The organism is Sulfitobacter sp. M368, from assembly GCF_025141875.1.
GTDB lineage: Bacteria > Pseudomonadota > Alphaproteobacteria > Rhodobacterales > Rhodobacteraceae > Sulfitobacter > Sulfitobacter mediterraneus_A.
The window spans coordinates 2,104,647-2,120,062 of sequence record NZ_CP081113.1; the positions used below are offsets into that span (position 1 = coordinate 2,104,647).

General features: G+C 58.8%; 13 protein-coding genes and 1 tRNA gene. 7 read left to right on the top strand and 7 right to left on the bottom strand.

Annotation, left to right across the window (positions count from 1 at the left end; translation table 11 throughout):
* Window positions 1-10: 10 nt before the first annotated feature.
* Window positions 11-2,428: an FAD-dependent oxidoreductase gene (locus K3754_RS10550; RefSeq protein ID WP_259937122.1), complete on the top strand. Its 2,418-nt coding sequence runs from the start codon at window positions 11-13 to the stop codon at window positions 2,426-2,428.
* A 31-nt stretch (window positions 2,429-2,459) separates the two neighbouring features.
* Complete coding sequence (locus K3754_RS10555) at window positions 2,460-3,071, top strand: NTP transferase domain-containing protein (protein ID WP_259937123.1); 612 nt, start codon at window positions 2,460-2,462, stop codon at window positions 3,069-3,071.
* A gap of 36 nt (window positions 3,072-3,107) precedes the next feature.
* On the opposite strand, the gene K3754_RS10560 is transcribed toward K3754_RS10555, so the two are convergent.
* Entirely contained in the window at window positions 3,108-6,560 is a 3,453-nt protein-coding gene (locus tag K3754_RS10560; RefSeq protein WP_259937124.1) for an Ig-like domain-containing protein, read from the bottom strand.
* Between the two features lie 376 nt (window positions 6,561-6,936).
* On the opposite strand from K3754_RS10560, the gene K3754_RS10565 reads away from it, so the two are divergent.
* Complete coding sequence (locus K3754_RS10565; RefSeq protein WP_259937129.1) at window positions 6,937-7,701, top strand: SDR family NAD(P)-dependent oxidoreductase; 765 nt, start codon at window positions 6,937-6,939, stop codon at window positions 7,699-7,701.
* A gap of 102 nt (window positions 7,702-7,803) precedes the next feature.
* Window positions 7,804-8,202, top strand: a complete 399-nt coding sequence (locus tag K3754_RS10570; RefSeq protein WP_259937131.1) for a MerR family transcriptional regulator — start codon at window positions 7,804-7,806, stop codon at window positions 8,200-8,202.
* Between the two features lie 98 nt (window positions 8,203-8,300).
* Here K3754_RS10570 and K3754_RS10575 read toward each other — a convergent pair whose 3' ends face one another.
* From K3754_RS10575 to K3754_RS10595, 5 genes are all read right to left on the bottom strand, one after another.
* A complete protein-coding gene (locus K3754_RS10575; RefSeq protein WP_203211091.1) occupies window positions 8,301-10,256 on the bottom strand; it encodes a DUF4214 domain-containing protein in 1,956 nt (651 codons plus the stop codon).
* Window positions 10,257-10,503: 247 nt separating this feature from the next.
* Complete coding sequence (locus K3754_RS10580; RefSeq protein WP_259937142.1) at window positions 10,504-10,932, bottom strand: YqaA family protein; 429 nt, start codon at window positions 10,930-10,932, stop codon at window positions 10,504-10,506.
* A 194-nt stretch (window positions 10,933-11,126) separates the two neighbouring features.
* The gene (locus tag K3754_RS10585) at window positions 11,127-11,468 is read right to left on the bottom strand and encodes a hypothetical protein (protein WP_259937145.1); all 342 of its coding nucleotides are present in this window, start codon (window positions 11,466-11,468) and stop codon (window positions 11,127-11,129) included.
* Window positions 11,469-11,588: 120 nt separating this feature from the next.
* Window positions 11,589-12,353, bottom strand: a complete 765-nt coding sequence (locus K3754_RS10590; RefSeq protein WP_259937147.1) for a DUF7003 family protein — start codon at window positions 12,351-12,353, stop codon at window positions 11,589-11,591.
* A gap of 348 nt (window positions 12,354-12,701) precedes the next feature.
* A tRNA-Leu gene (locus K3754_RS10595) sits at window positions 12,702-12,785 on the bottom strand.
* Between the two features lie 122 nt (window positions 12,786-12,907).
* On the opposite strand from K3754_RS10595, the gene K3754_RS10600 reads away from it, so the two are divergent.
* Complete coding sequence (locus K3754_RS10600; protein ID WP_203211088.1) at window positions 12,908-13,486, top strand: YqaA family protein; 579 nt, start codon at window positions 12,908-12,910, stop codon at window positions 13,484-13,486.
* The gene (locus K3754_RS10605) at window positions 13,483-13,947 is read left to right on the top strand and encodes a disulfide bond formation protein B (RefSeq protein WP_259937149.1); all 465 of its coding nucleotides are present in this window, start codon (window positions 13,483-13,485) and stop codon (window positions 13,945-13,947) included. Before K3754_RS10600 ends, K3754_RS10605 begins: the two co-directional genes overlap by 4 nt.
* A gap of 3 nt (window positions 13,948-13,950) precedes the next feature.
* On the opposite strand, the gene K3754_RS10610 is transcribed toward K3754_RS10605, so the two are convergent.
* Window positions 13,951-14,376: an Lrp/AsnC family transcriptional regulator gene (locus tag K3754_RS10610; protein ID WP_203211086.1), complete on the bottom strand. Its 426-nt coding sequence runs from the start codon at window positions 14,374-14,376 to the stop codon at window positions 13,951-13,953.
* Between the two features lie 109 nt (window positions 14,377-14,485).
* Here K3754_RS10610 and rocF point away from each other — a divergent pair, with 109 nt between their 5' ends.
* Window positions 14,486-15,406, top strand: coding sequence for an arginase (rocF, locus tag K3754_RS10615; protein ID WP_259937150.1), 921 nt, complete (start codon window positions 14,486-14,488; stop codon window positions 15,404-15,406).
* Window positions 15,407-15,416: the final 10 nt, after the last annotated feature.

The window sequence follows — 15,416 nt, forward strand, 5'->3', positions numbered from 1 at the left end:
GGAGAATTATATGAAGACCTCAACCCGTGTCGTAATTATTGGTGGCGGCGTCGTCGGCGCATCGGTTTTGTATCACCTGACAAAACTCGGCTGGTCCGATGTGATGCTGCTGGAGCGTTCCGAGCTGACCTCGGGGTCGACCTGGCATGCCGCGGGCGGCTTTCACACCTTGAACGGCGATACCAATATGGCCGCGCTGCAAGGCTATACGATTCGCCTTTACAAGGAGCTGGAAGAGCTTACCGGCATGTCCTGCGGGTTGCACCATGTGGGCGGCGTGACACTGGCCGACAATCAGGACCGGTTTGACATGCTTTTGGCGGAGCGGGCCAAACACCGCTTCATGGGCCTGGAGACAGAGATTGTCACACCCGAAGAGATCAAGAAAATCGCACCTGTGACCTCTGTCGAGGGGATTATTGGCGGGCTTTACGATCCTCTTGACGGGCACCTCGACCCCTCCGGCACCACCCACGCCTATGCCAAGGCAGCCCGGATGGGCGGCGCGACGATTGAGACACATTGCATGGTCCAAGAGACCAACCAGCGCCCCGATGGCACCTGGGATGTGGTCACTGACAAAGGCACCATTCATGCCGAACATGTGGTCAACGCCGGTGGCCTTTGGGCGCGTGAGGTCGGCGCGATGGCCGGGGTCTATTTCCCGCTGCATCCGATGGAGCACCAATACCTTGTCACAGAAGAAGTGCCTCTGATCGCCGAAATGATGGCCGACGGCAAAGAGCATCCGCATGTGATGGACCCGGCTGGCGAAAGCTATCTGCGGCAAGAGGGCAAAGGTCTGTGTATCGGATTTTATGAGCAAACCTGCCGCCCATGGGCCGTTGATGGCACCTCCTGGAGCTTTGGTCAGGATCTGTTGCCAGACGATTTCGACAAGATCGAAGACAGCATCGCCTTCGCCTACAAACGCTTCCCCGATCTGGAGAAAGCGGGCGTCAAGAACGTTATTCACGGGCCGTTCACCTTTGCTCCGGATGGCAACCCGCTGGTGGGTCCGGTGCCGGGCATGCGCAACTATTGGTCTGCTTGCGGCGTTATGGCCGGGTTCAGCCAAGGCGGCGGCGTTGGCCTGATGCTGGCGCAATGGATGGTCGAAGGCGAGCCGGAGCGCGACGTTATGGCGATGGACGTGGCGCGTTTCGGCGATTGGATCACGCCGGGCTACACCCTGCCCAAGGTCATCGAGAACTATCAAAAACGCTTCTCTGTTGCCTATCCAAACGAAGAACTGCCCGCCGCGCGTCCACACCGGACCACGCCGATGTATGACATCTTTACGGAAATGGGCGCGGTCTGGGGCCAACAGTTTGGCCTTGAAGTGCCAAACTACTTCGCCCAAGGCGACGAGCCAACCTATGAAACCCCCAGCTTCCGCCGCTCGGACGCCTTTGACGCAACCGCCCGTGAAGTGGCTGGCGTGCGCAACGCAGTGGGCATCAACGAGGTGCAGAACTTTGGTAAGTTCCTGATCAAAGGACCAAAGGCGCGTGCATGGCTGGACCGGATCATGGCGGGCCGCGTTCCGCAAAAGGGCCGTTTGTCCCTGACGCCAATGCTGTCAGAAAAGGGCAGATTGTTTGGTGATTTCACCATTTCCTGTCTGGCAGAAGACCTGTTCCAGCTTACGGCCTCCTATGGCTCGCAGGCCTATCACCATCGCTGGTTCCTGAGCCATCTTGAGGATGGCGTTGAGGTCGAAAAGATCTCTGATCGCCGCAACGGCTTCCAGATTGCTGGCCCGAAGGCCCGCGATGTACTGCAGGCCTGCACGCGCACTGATGTCTCGACCATGAAGTTCCTCGATGTGTGGGAAATGACCATTGGTCAAGTCGCCTGTATCGTGCAGCGGGTCAGCTACACAGGTGATCTGGGCTTTGAGATCTACTGTGATCCGATGGACCAACGTGCGTTGTGGAACGCGCTTTGGGGCGCGGGTCAGGATCACGGCATGGTGCCCTTTGGTATGCGTGCGATGATGTCCCTGCGTCTGGACAAGTTCTTTGGCTCGTGGTTGTCGGAGTTCTCGCCCGATTACACTGCTGCCGAAACCGGGCTGGACCGCTTTATCAGCTTCAAAAAGAACACCGATTTCATTGGCCGCGCAGCCGCCGAAGCAGAACGGGCCACGCCCCCTGCCCGCAAGTTGATGGCCTTTGAGGTCGATGCGGATGATGCGGATGTGCATGGCTATGAGCCGATCTGGCTGGACGGCGCTGTGGTTGGGTTCTGCACCTCGGGCGGTTATTCGCACCATGCGCAGAAATCCATCGCCATGGGCTTTGTGCCAACAGAACACGCGGAGGAAGGCCTGGCAGTCGAGATCGAAATTCTGGGCAAGATGCGTCCGGCCAAGTTGATCACAACACCGCTGTTTGATCCCGAAGGGGCGCGGATGCGCGGCTGACAACCCTGTCGTCCGGGCCTAGACTGCCCGGATGACCGCTGTGTTCGACTTTCCCATAATCGTGCTTGCGGCGGGGCAATCCCGCCGCATGCAGGGCCGTGACAAGCTGCTGGAGGATGTGGACGGTGCGCCGCTGATCCGAAGGCAGGTCAAGACGGCCCGATCCGCCACGACCGGCGCTGTCATGGTTGCGCTGCCCCCGCGTCCGCATCCACGTTATCGGGCGCTTGATGGTCTGGATGTGACCCTGTTGTCAGTGCCCGACGCCGACACAGGAATGAACGCCAGCCTGCGCCACAGCTTTGCCGCGCTGCCCAGGAATGCCCCCTGCGCCATGGTGTTGCTCGGCGATTTGCCAGATCTGGAAGTATCGGACCTTTGCCAGGTCGCCGCAGCGGTGGATTTGACCAGCGGCACCCAGATCTGGCGCGGCGCAACGGCTCAAGGTGGAGCGGGCCATCCCATCATTTTTCACAACAGTTTGTTTGATGCATTTGCCACGCTCCGTGGCGACAGTGGCGGGCGCGAGGTGGTGGCAAAAGCCGAAGGCCGGGTTGAGCTGATTCCGCTGAAAGGCGCTCGTGCCCGTGCCGATCTCGACACGCCCGAAGACTGGGCCGCATGGCGACGGGCGCGTGGCTAGCGCCCGAAAACAAGTCCCCGGAGCCAGCCTTGAGGATCACAGGAGCTGCGCCTCGTGTTTGCGCAACGACCGCCGTGCCGCGCCATAGGCCATGACACCTTCCTGGGTCGCCAATTCGGGGAACAGCCTAAATATTTCATTGCGTTGCTCCTGTTCGACACCGGCAAGGGAATTGTCACCGGGTTGAAAGCTCTCGCTCCAGGCGCCATCAGACAGGATCACCTCATGGTGGTCGAACATCAGATGGACATAGGTCAGATCACTGGCCTCAACTGTATCAATCCCCGCCCGGCAGGTCAGATGTTTGGCCGCGACCAACACTTCGCGGTCCTCGAAATAAAACGCGCTTTGATCGCTGACGATCAGAATCCGGTGGTTCGGTGAAACGAGCAAATCGCGTTCCGGCATGCCCTTGCCAAGCGCCCCTTGCCGGATCAGTACCGGCCTCAGATCGGTATCGCGGGCCAGCTCGGCCCCCGAAAGTCGCCGCTGCCCGACCCAGCGGATCGGCTGCAAGCCGTTGTCGCGGGTGATCACGGAATCGCCCACCTGCAATGTCTCGACCCGCCGCTGGCCCTGCGGCGTTGCGATCAATGTGCCGGGGGTGAAACAGGGCACCACCGCTTCGATCTCGTCGAACCGCAATGATCCCGTTGCCATCCCATCGGCGTCAAAATACTGGACCTCGCCTGATTGCTGATCCTCGGTCAGATAGTTGATCTCAAACCGGCCGCCCTCAACCGTTGATCCACGCAGATCCAACGTGTCGAAATCCACCGGCCCGCTGCCTCCGTCGATCACATCACCAACGGTTACGCCGGAGAAGAGATCCATGCCTTCGCCGCCCGACATCGTATCATTGCCCGCGCCGCCGATAAGGATGTCATCCCCCATAGCACCAAGCAGAAGATCATCGCCATCGCCGCCCGCCAACATGTCGTCGTCGCCGCCGCCATCCAGCAGGTCATCGCCGCTGCCGCCGTCCAGTATGTCACTGTCTTCATTACCAAAAAGGCTGTCTTGGCCCTGCCCCCCAAACAAGGTGTCGGCGCCTGTTCCGCCGCTGAGGTGATCGTCGTCAATCTGCCCATCCAACAGATCGTCCCCTGCACCGCCAAGCAGCAGATCATCATCATCTGCGCCATAGATTACGTCATTGCCGTCGCCGCCGCTGACCGTATCGCGGCCATTGAAAGGGTTTCGGTCCGGGGCATAGGGGGTCTCATCGTCGGGGGCATCCGGGATGCTCAGCACGTCGAGACCAAGTGCCGGATCAAGCCCGGCATAGATCGTGTCATCGCCGCTGCCGCCAAAGATATTGTCATTGCCTTCGCCGCCGATGATCAGGTCTGCCTCGCTGTCGCCGCTGATCACATCGTCGTCGATACCGCCGTCGATCAAGTCCGCGCCCGCGCCGCCGGTGATGGTGTCCCGATCGTCACCCGTGCGGATCACATCGTCGCCTGCGCCTCCATCAACGGCGTCGCGGTCGTCTTCGGGATCGGTGTCCGGCGCAAAGGTCAGATCATCGCTCACGTCGGCGGGATAACCCAGATCGGGCGCTGCCACCCCTTCGCGAGAGGTGTCGATGACATCATTGCCTGCACCGCCTGTCACGGTCTCCCGACCTGCGCCATCGGTGATCAGATCATCGCCTGCGCCGCCTTCGATTACGTCGTCGCCCGCACCGGCCAGAATTGTGTCGTCACCCGCGCCCGCGCGAATGAAGTCGTCATCCGGTCCACTGCCATAAAGCAGGGCATCCCCGCCATCGACAAGATCTCCATCCGGATCAGCGACGTAATTTTCATCAATGAGTTCAGAGCCTTCACCCCCATCGACAAAGCCGTCACTGGCGCTCGGAGGGGCCACCGTGATCGTTAGCATCCCCTGATCTGTTGCCGCCTCAGGATCATCCGCGGGGCGGTCGCTGACGGTATAGAGAACGGTGGCCGCGCCGCTGAACCCCGGATTGGGCGTGAAGTTGACCGTATTGTCCGGGTTGATTTCAACCGTGCCTTCCTCGCTATGGGCGGTTGTGAGGGTCAATGTGTCCTCCGCATCCGGATCCGTGTCATTGGTCAAGACCGGGTGGCCAAGGATCGGCGTTTCGTAAGCGGTTTCTGCGCTGTCCTCCTCGGCGCTGGGCGCGTCATTGACAGGCAGGACGTCCAGCTTGACCGTGCTGCTTGCAGTGCCGCCTTTGCCGTCCGAAATGCTGTAGCTCACCGTGGTTTCGCCGTGGAAATGCGCCGCTGGGGTGAACAGCACCTGCCCGTCTTGCAGCGTGACACCGCCGTCGGGGCTGCTTGCCTCAATCAAGGTCAGGGGATCGCCATCGGGGTCACTGTCATTGGCCAGAACGTCGATCACCACCGCCGTGTCCTCGTCGGTCTCGATGCTGTCTTCCGCGGCCAACGGGGGTGCATTGCCGTCGCCCACTGCGACCACCGCCTCGCCCGTGTCCTTTGCCCCGTCGGGATCGACAACCGCATAGGTGATCAGCGCCTCGCCGGTGAATCCGTCATCGGGGGTGAAAGTGACCGTGCCATCGCCGTTGTCCGTCACGATGCCGCCTTCGCTGGCCAAATCGGCTATGCCAAGCGATTCTGGTGCGTTATCGACATCCGTGTCGTTCGCCAGCAGGTCGATAACCACTGCCTCGCCGTAGGGCGTGCTGGCCATATCATCCTGCGCCACCGGTGCATCGTTGATCGGATTTACCGTCAGCGCGACCAACCCATCATCCGTCCCGCCATGCCCGTCTTCGATGGTATAGCTGACTTGTGCATCGCCGGAAAAATCGGGGTCCGGTGTGAAGGTCACCGTGCCGTCGTCGTTGATGATGACCTCACCCTGTTCACTGTTTGCCGCGGTCAGGGTGAGTGGATCACCGTCAACATCCAGATCATTGTCCAAAACCTGCAGGACAATGCTGCCGTCTTCGTCCAGTTCTGCGGTGTCATCTTTGGCATTGGGGTCATGATTAACGGGGTGCGGGTTTTTATCTTCGAACACCAGATTGTCGACCGCCCCTCCTTTGGGCAGAACCACCTCAACACGGGCAGTGCCCGGCACGGAAAGTTCGACACGCCGCTCGCCTCCATCTTCGGTTGGATCGACCCAATGGTTTTCCATGACCTCCCCATCCGCATCATAAAAAATCAGCCGGGTCGCGCTGCCGGGCACCGCTTCGATGTCTTTGAAGGTCAGGGATTTGATCCGCACCGGCCCTTCGAAATCAAAGAACAGGCTGCCAGCGGCATCGCTGCCGGTCTCGTCCTCTGGATCATCGAGTGCGGCAATGATCAACGCGCCGCCAAGCTTTGCAGAGGCAAGATCGGCATCTTGTCCAGTGGCTGCCGCGGTGTCGATCACACGCGCCTGCCCTGCGCCGCCTGTTGCCGAGATGTGAACCCCTTGCGCCGCATAGGCATCTGCAACCGCCGTTCCTGCGGCCAAAGCATTGAAATCAATCGTTTTGATCATAGCGGATTCTCCTAAGCAATGATGCATCCGGCGCGTTTTGCACCGTCGATGACCGGCAAGCATGTCGCGATGGCCCGAAACGATCCTTTTCGAAACCGAACGCTTTGCGCGGCAGGCGGACCCTGCCCAACAAATCTCAACAGAGGGTGGAGAGCGGCCCGCTGGACAGGCGAATAATGTGGTGCATTTTATTCAAGATGTTTTGGGCGACGAGGGCAGATCGCAATACCTGATTGGCCCACCGCCCTGCGCACGACCATGCCAAAAAAACGACACAGCCCCCAAAGCCGCGCTTGACACTGACGTTAGTGTCATACCGCTAAGGCTGCCTCCTCATCATGGATGAGACATCATTTCAGACAGGAGAACACAAGAAATGACACAGACGCGAGATTGGCACGGTAAGGTTGCCATCGTGACCGGCGGCAGCTCTGGCATTGGCAAGGCGACAGCGCTGGCGCTTGTTGCACGCGGGGCGCATGTTTTGATCACAGGGCGCAATGCAGATCGTCTGGCGCAGGTGACGTCCGCGCAGCCCGCGATCAGGTCGCTGCAGGCAGACAGCGCAGATGCGGGCAGCGGCAAACAAATCGTTGAGGCGGCGCTGGACAACTGGGGGCGGATTGACCTGATCGTAAACAATTCCGGTGCCGGCCAGCCCCTGCCGATGGAGGGCTATGACGCGGGCATTATCGCGACAATGGCCACGGTGAACATCACCGCGCCGTCCCAGCTTGTCGCCGCAGCCCATGCCGCCCTGAAAGACAGCAAGGGGGCCATCGTCAACATCAGCACCGCCGTGACCCGAAATGCCGTACCGATGCTGGCACATTACGCTGCAACCAAAGCGGCGCTGGAGCATTTGACCAAATCATGGGCGATGGAGCTTGCCGGGGATGGGATCCGCGTCAATGCCATTGCCCCCGGTCCGGTTAAGAGTGGTGCGTTGACGGGAATGATGGGGTTGCCCGATGAGATGGCGCAGCAGATCGAAGCGCAAGAAGCGGCGCAGGTCCCATTGGGACGGCGGGGCGTCCCCGGTGACATCGTGCCTTGGATCCTGCGACTGGGCGGTTCGGATAATGAATGGCTGACCGGTCAGATATTGACCATCGATGGCGGATGGACCTTGCGAACCTGAACCAGGATTTCGGATGGGCAGGTGACATCATCTGCCCATTGCGACTTGATCCACCAATGCAACCCTACCACATCTGTCAGGGCTGCCGACAAGGAGACAGAAATGCAGGCGAAAGAAGCGGCCGAAAGGCTAGAGATCACACCCCGCATGTTGCGCCATTACGAAAAAGAAGGGCTGCTGACGGTGGATCGTACCCTCAACGGTTATCGCCACTACAACGCGGCCGATCTGCGCCGCGCGGGGCGAATCCGTGATCTCATCGCATCGGGGTTTTCCACGCGCGAGATCAGAGGGATGAGCGCATGTCTGTCCGACGATGGTTCTGGTCCCTGCGAAGGTGGTGTCGAGATGTTGAAGCAAAAACTTGCGAATATTGATCGGCTTCGGGATGATTTGACCCGGCGTCGGGCTACAGTTCTGGATCGCCTTGAGGTCTTGGAACAGAGCCTTGCAAGAAAGGCGGCATTGGCGGAGTGGATAACAGAAGACAGCCAGGTTTGAGCCAACCACCGCATTCAGAACCGAAGTCCCGAAAATGGTAACACCCCCGGCAATCAGATTGCCGGGGGTGTTTTATCGTCCGGTTCGGGCCTTTTCGATTACAGGCCGCCATCCGCTTCAAACGGGTTTTCGGCCACGCCGACCAGTTGCAAAAGCATCTCGCCGCTGTCTGCCGCCATGGCTTCGGCAAAATCCACATCGACACGATCCACCGCGGCCTGTTTGGATGCCGTATCATCGCGCAAATAAAGGGCCATTGCGGCACTGGCATCTGCGGTATCTGACATGCCTTTGATCACCGCGAAATAGGTGCCGATATCGGTCTTATCCAGCAAGAACGCCTGATCACCGCGTTGCAGGTCTATAAAATCCTGCGTTGCATCTACTGGCGGATCGCTTTTGGCACCTTCCAACACGCGCAGAATGAAAGTGCCGCGCGTCACGTTGCCCTGATCCAGCTGCCCCACCCAGAAGTCCAGGCCCGCCTGGTCCGGTGTCCGGCCCAGCACGTTGGAATAGACCTGCGTGGCAAAGTCCAGATTGGTCGCATCTTCGGGATATGTGGCGCGGGTTTCATCCTGATCCAGAAACAGCGCCGCCATTTCATCCAAAGACGTGCCATTGGCAAAGGCCGAGCCCCAGAAGTAAAGGCCAAGCGCATCTGGCGCACGGTTGAAATATGCGATGTAGAGCTCAATAAAGGTATCGATCTGCGCCTGGTCCAGACCGGTGATGCCCTGTACGATCGACAGATCAAAACTGCCCTGATCGAAGATGGACCAACCGCTGGAAAAGGATAGCGTTTCGATACCGGTCAGCGTGTCGGTGCCATCCCCGTCTGCCTGCCGGTCTTCGATGACAATCCCGCCATCTGCGGACATCTGCAGGGTATAGCGCCCCATCGCGCCGCTGAACCCGGCGGTATCTTCGCCATCACCGCCATTGATGCCGTCATTGGCCGCGCCGCCCGTCAGATGATCGTCATCCGCGCCGCCAAACAAGACGTCCTCGTCCGCGCCGCCGGTCAGCGTGTCGTTGCCTTCCATCCCGAACAGAACATCGGTGCCCAGTCCGCCATCAAAGCTGTCGGCGTTCTTGGACAGATAGAACCAATCGCCATGTTCCGACCCCTCCACATTGCCATCCAGACTGACGACAAAGCTTGGATCGGAATTGCGCGAGCCGAGAATCAGAGTGTTGAGCGAGGCCGAAATCCCCGGCAACGCATTGACCAGCGCATCGATCAGGGCCTGCACCTGACCTGCGGCCTGTTCTTGCAATTGTTCCGCATCACCGCCAGCCTGTTCGGTCAGCAAAGCGCCGATGCCCTGCAGTGCCTCAAAGGCCTGCGCTGTGGCAATTTCGGCCGCGTTGGTGGCGGCGTTGAATGCCGCGTTGTTCGCGCCCTGCCCCAGCAGTTCGCCGATCACACTGTCGTTGGAGCCGATGAAGGCCATGATCGCATTGCCGGCGGCCTCGCCCAGCAGGCTGTAGAATTCGCCCAGCGTGCTGCCGCCATAGCCGTTGGCCGGATCGCCAAAGACCGACCAGATGCCGGTGGCGGGGTCGATGTCAAAGATCGGCGAATTGAAGATCCCGTCCTGTTGGCCCCAAAGCAGCTCTGCCGCGCGCGCTTGCGCGGCATTGAACAATTGCTCAATCTCATCGGTTGTGCCGCCCGACGGGTCCAGATTGTCGATGGCATCGCGCAATGACATGTCGCGCGGGAAATCGGCCATTGCGGCGCGAACCTGATCCAGCGGACCGGTGATGCCAGAATAATCGCCCTGCGCCCAAGCTTCGATAAATGCGCGGGCCTCTGGGGGAAGTTGCACATTGGGATTGTTCAGCAGTTGCTGAAAGATGAACGGGCTGATCGATTCCAGCGCCGTTTGCGCGGCATCAAGCAGATCCAGATATTGCCCGACGCTCATCCCAAGAATATCATCCACCGACCCCGGCGGGGAAAAACCGCCGCTGTAGGCGCCGATGGTGCCAAATGAGTCAAAGGATTGGTTAAATGCGTTCGTAAACGCTTCGTAATCTATGTCCATGGAACAGCCCACTCGTTGAATCAAAATATGGCGATACTAAACACGGTATTTTGCGTTCTGAAAACTGGGATTTTGGGTGAATTTAATGGTTTTTCAGGGCCGTACCCCCACGTTTCGGGGGGATTAAGGTGCAAAAGCAGCAATTTGCGGGTAGCGCCGCGGGCTGACATATCCTGATAGTTGTATGGGCTGCGACATGCCAGGGCGCGGCGACTTTCAGATCTCGGCACCCGTGCGATGCCCGCAATCAGACCCACGCCAGCGTGAGCACCGCCAAAACCAGATATCGCGTGCCTTTCGCAATGGTCACAAGCACCAGGAATGCTCCAAGCGGCTCCCGCATCAGCCCTGCCGCGACGGTCAGCGGATCCCCGACGATCGGCAGCCAACTGCCCAACAGCGACCAACGTCCATAGCGCCTGTACCAGCTTTGCGCACGGGCCAGTTGGGCCTCTGTACATGGAAACCAGCGCCGGTCCCGAAACCGCAGCAGGTATCGCCCCAGACACCAGTTGATCACCGCACCCAACACGTTGCCGACGGTCGCCACCACCAGCAAGGTCATCGCCGGATGGACCTCACCAAGGAGCAACCCAACCAGAACCGCCTCTGACTGCATCGGCAGGATCGTCGCGGCGATCAACGCGGACAGGAATAGACCAATATAGGCGATCATGGGCGGGCATAGTCCAGTTGGTCACAAAAAGATGCGATCTGCGTAGGCTGGACAGATCATCCTTGCCGGTAGCTATCCCAGCGCTGCGGCCCCTGCAATCTTGCGCATTTGTGTTTCACATCAGGAAAGTCCAGCCAGCCGCGCAAACCGCTGCGCTTCCGCTTTTACGACGCTCCTGGGGCCACCTCTCTCAACTATTCCTGATAGTAATCCAGGATTGTGGACTCATTCCTGTCAACGACAAAGGTTGATTTCCATCCTACGATCACCACGTCTTCATTCTGTATTGGAGAAAAAACCACCCGGAAGCTCTGGTTACAATTCAAGAAATGCATATCGTAACTATCCAGATGTTTTGCCAGATCATAGTCAGGATCGCTGGACGCCACTATTCGTTTGGCTTTTGGCCACACAAGGGATATCAGGCGGTTTTTTTGGTCTACAGTGACGTTCTCGCTGCATTGATCACTGGCTTTCTGCGGTTGGCAGGCCGCCAGAACGAACAAAACCGGGCTGATCGGCGCCCATAGTCTCATGCGTCATACTCCTTTTGCGCTCTCGGATCTTTACCAGTCGGGAAGATCTACTGAATTGGTCAAATGTCGGCTGTGAGCCCAAGTCGACCAATGCTACAATGCAAACGAATGACTGCTTTACTAAAGGGTTCCGCCTTCAGGCCAGTTTTTCCAGTGATTGTTTGGCAGTTCCGCTGTTGAATACAGGGTCGTGTCATTCGCTTCGAGCACCCGAGCAAGCTGCCGAAAAGTCTCTGTCTGGCTTGGGGTCTGCCCATTGACCAAATCGGGGTGGTGCCACTCATCAATGAGCATAATTTGCTTCATGCTTGGAAGAACACTGACGCGCCTTTCAGTTTCCGTCGCTAAAAGTTCTTCGCGATGATCATGGGCAAGAAAACGGCACAACTCAAAGACTGCAGGCTGCGCTTTTTCCAAATCCACACCCTTCGATGAGTAGGCATTTGTTTGCGGAATATCCACTGATTGACCGCGTATGACTATCTGGCCATTGCCCGCGACAAACTCCCAGTTTTCCTGGTCCATCCATTCTTCGTTTGAGATTGGCCAAAAGTTTCGCATTTCCCAATATGGATTATGCTTCAAATAGTTATCGTATGCTTCCTTGGATACGTAGTCTGTCGGCTTGTTCCTGTCATGCAATTCGCTTGATATAGTTACAATCGACAGGTCGGGGCGACCCGCTCTGGGCGAAAACCCGAAGATTTCAAAAACAACAGCCCAGTGTTCATCAGATCGGAACAACGACAATCTCGACGCAGCGAGATAAACATAACCGTTGTCCAGCATCGGGAACGCAAATGCCTCTGATGATTGGTCAAGCACGCCAAGGATCGCCTTAGCTGTTAGTAGGCTTCGTTGACGTCTTTGAAAGATTTTCTTCATAGTCGAACCTTGGTTCGCAGCGAGCGTGATCGCAAGGCGTTTAGCCGCTCACGTAAAAAGAAGTTGGCCTGCGAGCTCCAAAGCTGAAGCAACAGGAAGAGAATAGCAAATCCTGCGTCTTCAAAGCGGAAATTGGATTGCCGACTGCAAAAGGCAGCAAAGTCCGCACATCCGACGTTAGAACTGAAAATGAAGTCTGACCGATCCGTCACCTCGGAACAATATTGGAAACCGCAATTCGGACGATGGTCAGCGGCCCTTCGGGTTCGGCACACCACTGTCAGATCGACCTTTTCAGACTATTTTGCGGAGCCATCTCCCCGCAAGTTCAACACTTGCAAGAGAATGTGGTACCCAAGGCCGGACTCGAACCGGCACGCCTCGCGGCGGGGGATTTTGAATCCCCTGCGTCTACCATTCCGCCACTTGGGCACAGCGCCGATTTAGCCTGCATCATCGGTGCGGGCAAGGGTAATTCTTGGGATATTTTGCCCAGCCCTTGACCGCGCCCGTCTGCCGTGGTGTTGCAGGGGCAACGAAGGGATGCACAACCGATGATCAAACGTCTTTATCAATGGACCCTGAGCCTTGCGGAACATCCTCATGCGCTTTGGGCGTTGTTTGTGGTCGCCTTTGTCGAAAGTTCGTTTTTCCCCATTCCGCCGGACATTCTGATGATCCCGATGATCATCGCGCGGCCGCGGCGGGCCTGGCTGATTGCTTCGGTGGCGCTGTTTGCCTCTGTCTTGGGCGGTTTGCTGGGCTATGCGATCGGGGCTTTGGCGTTTGAGACATTGGGCCAGCCGATCCTGAGCGCGCTGGGCAAGGCCGACGCGATGGCGGAATTCTCCGAGCGGTTCAACGATCTTGGGTTCTGGGCAGTGCTGACGGCGGGGGTGACGCCCTTCCCTTACAAGGTGATCACCATCATGTCCGGTTGGACCGGAATGCCGCTGGCGACCTTTATCGTCACCTCGATCCTGGCACGGGGCCTGCGGTTTTTTATCGTCGCGGGATTGCTGTGGCAGTTTGGCGCACCGATCCGTGATTTCATTGAACGGCGGCTTGGGTTGATGTTCACTCTGGCGGTGGCCCTGTTGTTGGCCGGTTTCTTTGCGGTGCGGTATCTATGACACGTAATGGTTTGATTTTGCTGGCCACGCTGGGCTCTGCCGGCCTGCTTCTCGGGGCCTTTGGCTTTCAACATATTGGCGGGCTGGCGCCCTGCAAACTGTGCCTGTGGCAGCGTTGGCCCCATGCGGCGGCGGTGCTGATCGGGGTGATCTTGCTGCTTGGCGGACCACGCCTTCTGGCTTGGCTTGGTGCCTTGGCGGCGCTGACCACCGGCCTGATCGGGGCCTATCACGCGGGTGTCGAATGGGGCTTCTGGCCTGGACCATCCAGCTGCACGGGCGGCGGCATGGACATGGGCGGCATGGACGGATCGGCGCTGCTGTCGCTGGATGCGCCTTTGGGCATGGTGATGTGCGATGAGGTGGTTTGGTCGCTGTTTGGTTTGTCGATGGCGGGCTGGAACGCGGTGATTGCCTTTGCCCTGACCGCGATCTGGGTCAAGGCCGCCCGCAGCGCCTGACCGTCAACCAGATTTTTTGGTCTTGAGCAGCAGGCTGGTTTCGCTGGCCACAACGCCATCAAGTTTGCGAATCCGCGACAGCACACCGTCGAACCCTTCCAGCGTTTCGGTGCCAATCTCGACAATCACATCCCAGCGGCCATTGGTGGAATGCACCGCCCGCAGCTCTGGCATGGAGGACAGCTGACGGGTGATCCGTTCGGCGCCGCGCCCTTCGATTTCGATCATCATCAGGCCGCGTACCGGGTCATGCATCACATCGGCCCGCGTCACCACGGAAAAACCGACAATCTCGCCGCGTTCCTTGAGCCGGGCAATGCGGGCCCGCACCGTGGCCCGCGACAGATCCAGAATCGCCGCCAGATCAGACAATGATCTGCGGGCGTCATGCCGCAACGCGGCGATCAGGCGATGATCCACTTCGTCCATACTTACCTTCCAAATCGAACAATCACCCCTCAATACGGCCAGTTTGATCAATTGTCGATGCATCCTTTTGGTAGATATGAATAGACAAACACAGATTGAGGATCTTCCCATGACACAACAGCATTGCATTTTGGTTGGCGCGCCGATGGACAGCGGCAAGCGGCGTAAGGGGTGCCTGATGGGACCGGACGCCTACCGCACGGCGGGTCTGGCCGAAGCGCTGCGTGATCTGGGTCACGAGGTCAGCGACCGGGGCAACGTGGCCCCTGCCCCCTTCACCGCAAAGGAACACCCCAAGCTGGTGGCTTTGGAAGAGACAATCGCCTGGACCGAAGCCCTGGCCGATGCTGCCGAAGCCACGATGAAGGACGGTTTGCCGATCTTCATGGGCGGTGATCATGCGCTGGCACTCGGCACTGTCCTGGGCGTGATGCGCCATGCGCAGGCAGTAGAGCGTCCGCAATTTGTGCTGTGGCTGGATGCGCATAGCGATTTTCACACGCCCCACACCACCGACAGCGGCAATTTGCACGGAACGCCACTGGGCTATGTCACCGGGCGCGAAGGGTTTGATGGCTTTCCCGTGATCGACCTCCCACTGCCACAGGAAAACGTGGCCATCATCGGGTTGCGGTCTGTGGATGCGGCGGAACGGGCTGCCCTGCAAGATACGTCGATTGTCCATGTCGACATGCGTGAGATTGACGAAAGCGGGATCGCGCGCCCTCTGGCCGCGTTTCTGGACAAGGTTGCCGCGGCCAATGGGCTGCTGCATGTCTCGCTGGACGTGGATTTTCTTGACCCTTCCGTGGCACCGGCGGTTGGCACCACGGTTCCGGGCGGCGCAACCGTCCGTGAGGGGCATCTGGTCATGGAAATGCTGCATGACAGCGGCTTGATGACCTCGCTTGACCTGGTGGAATTGAACCCGTTTCTGGATGAACGCGGGCGCACCGCGTCCCTGATGGTGGATCTGGCTGCATCGGCCCTTGGGCGCCGTGTCTTTGACCGTCCGACACGCGCGTTCTGAGATGTTTGTC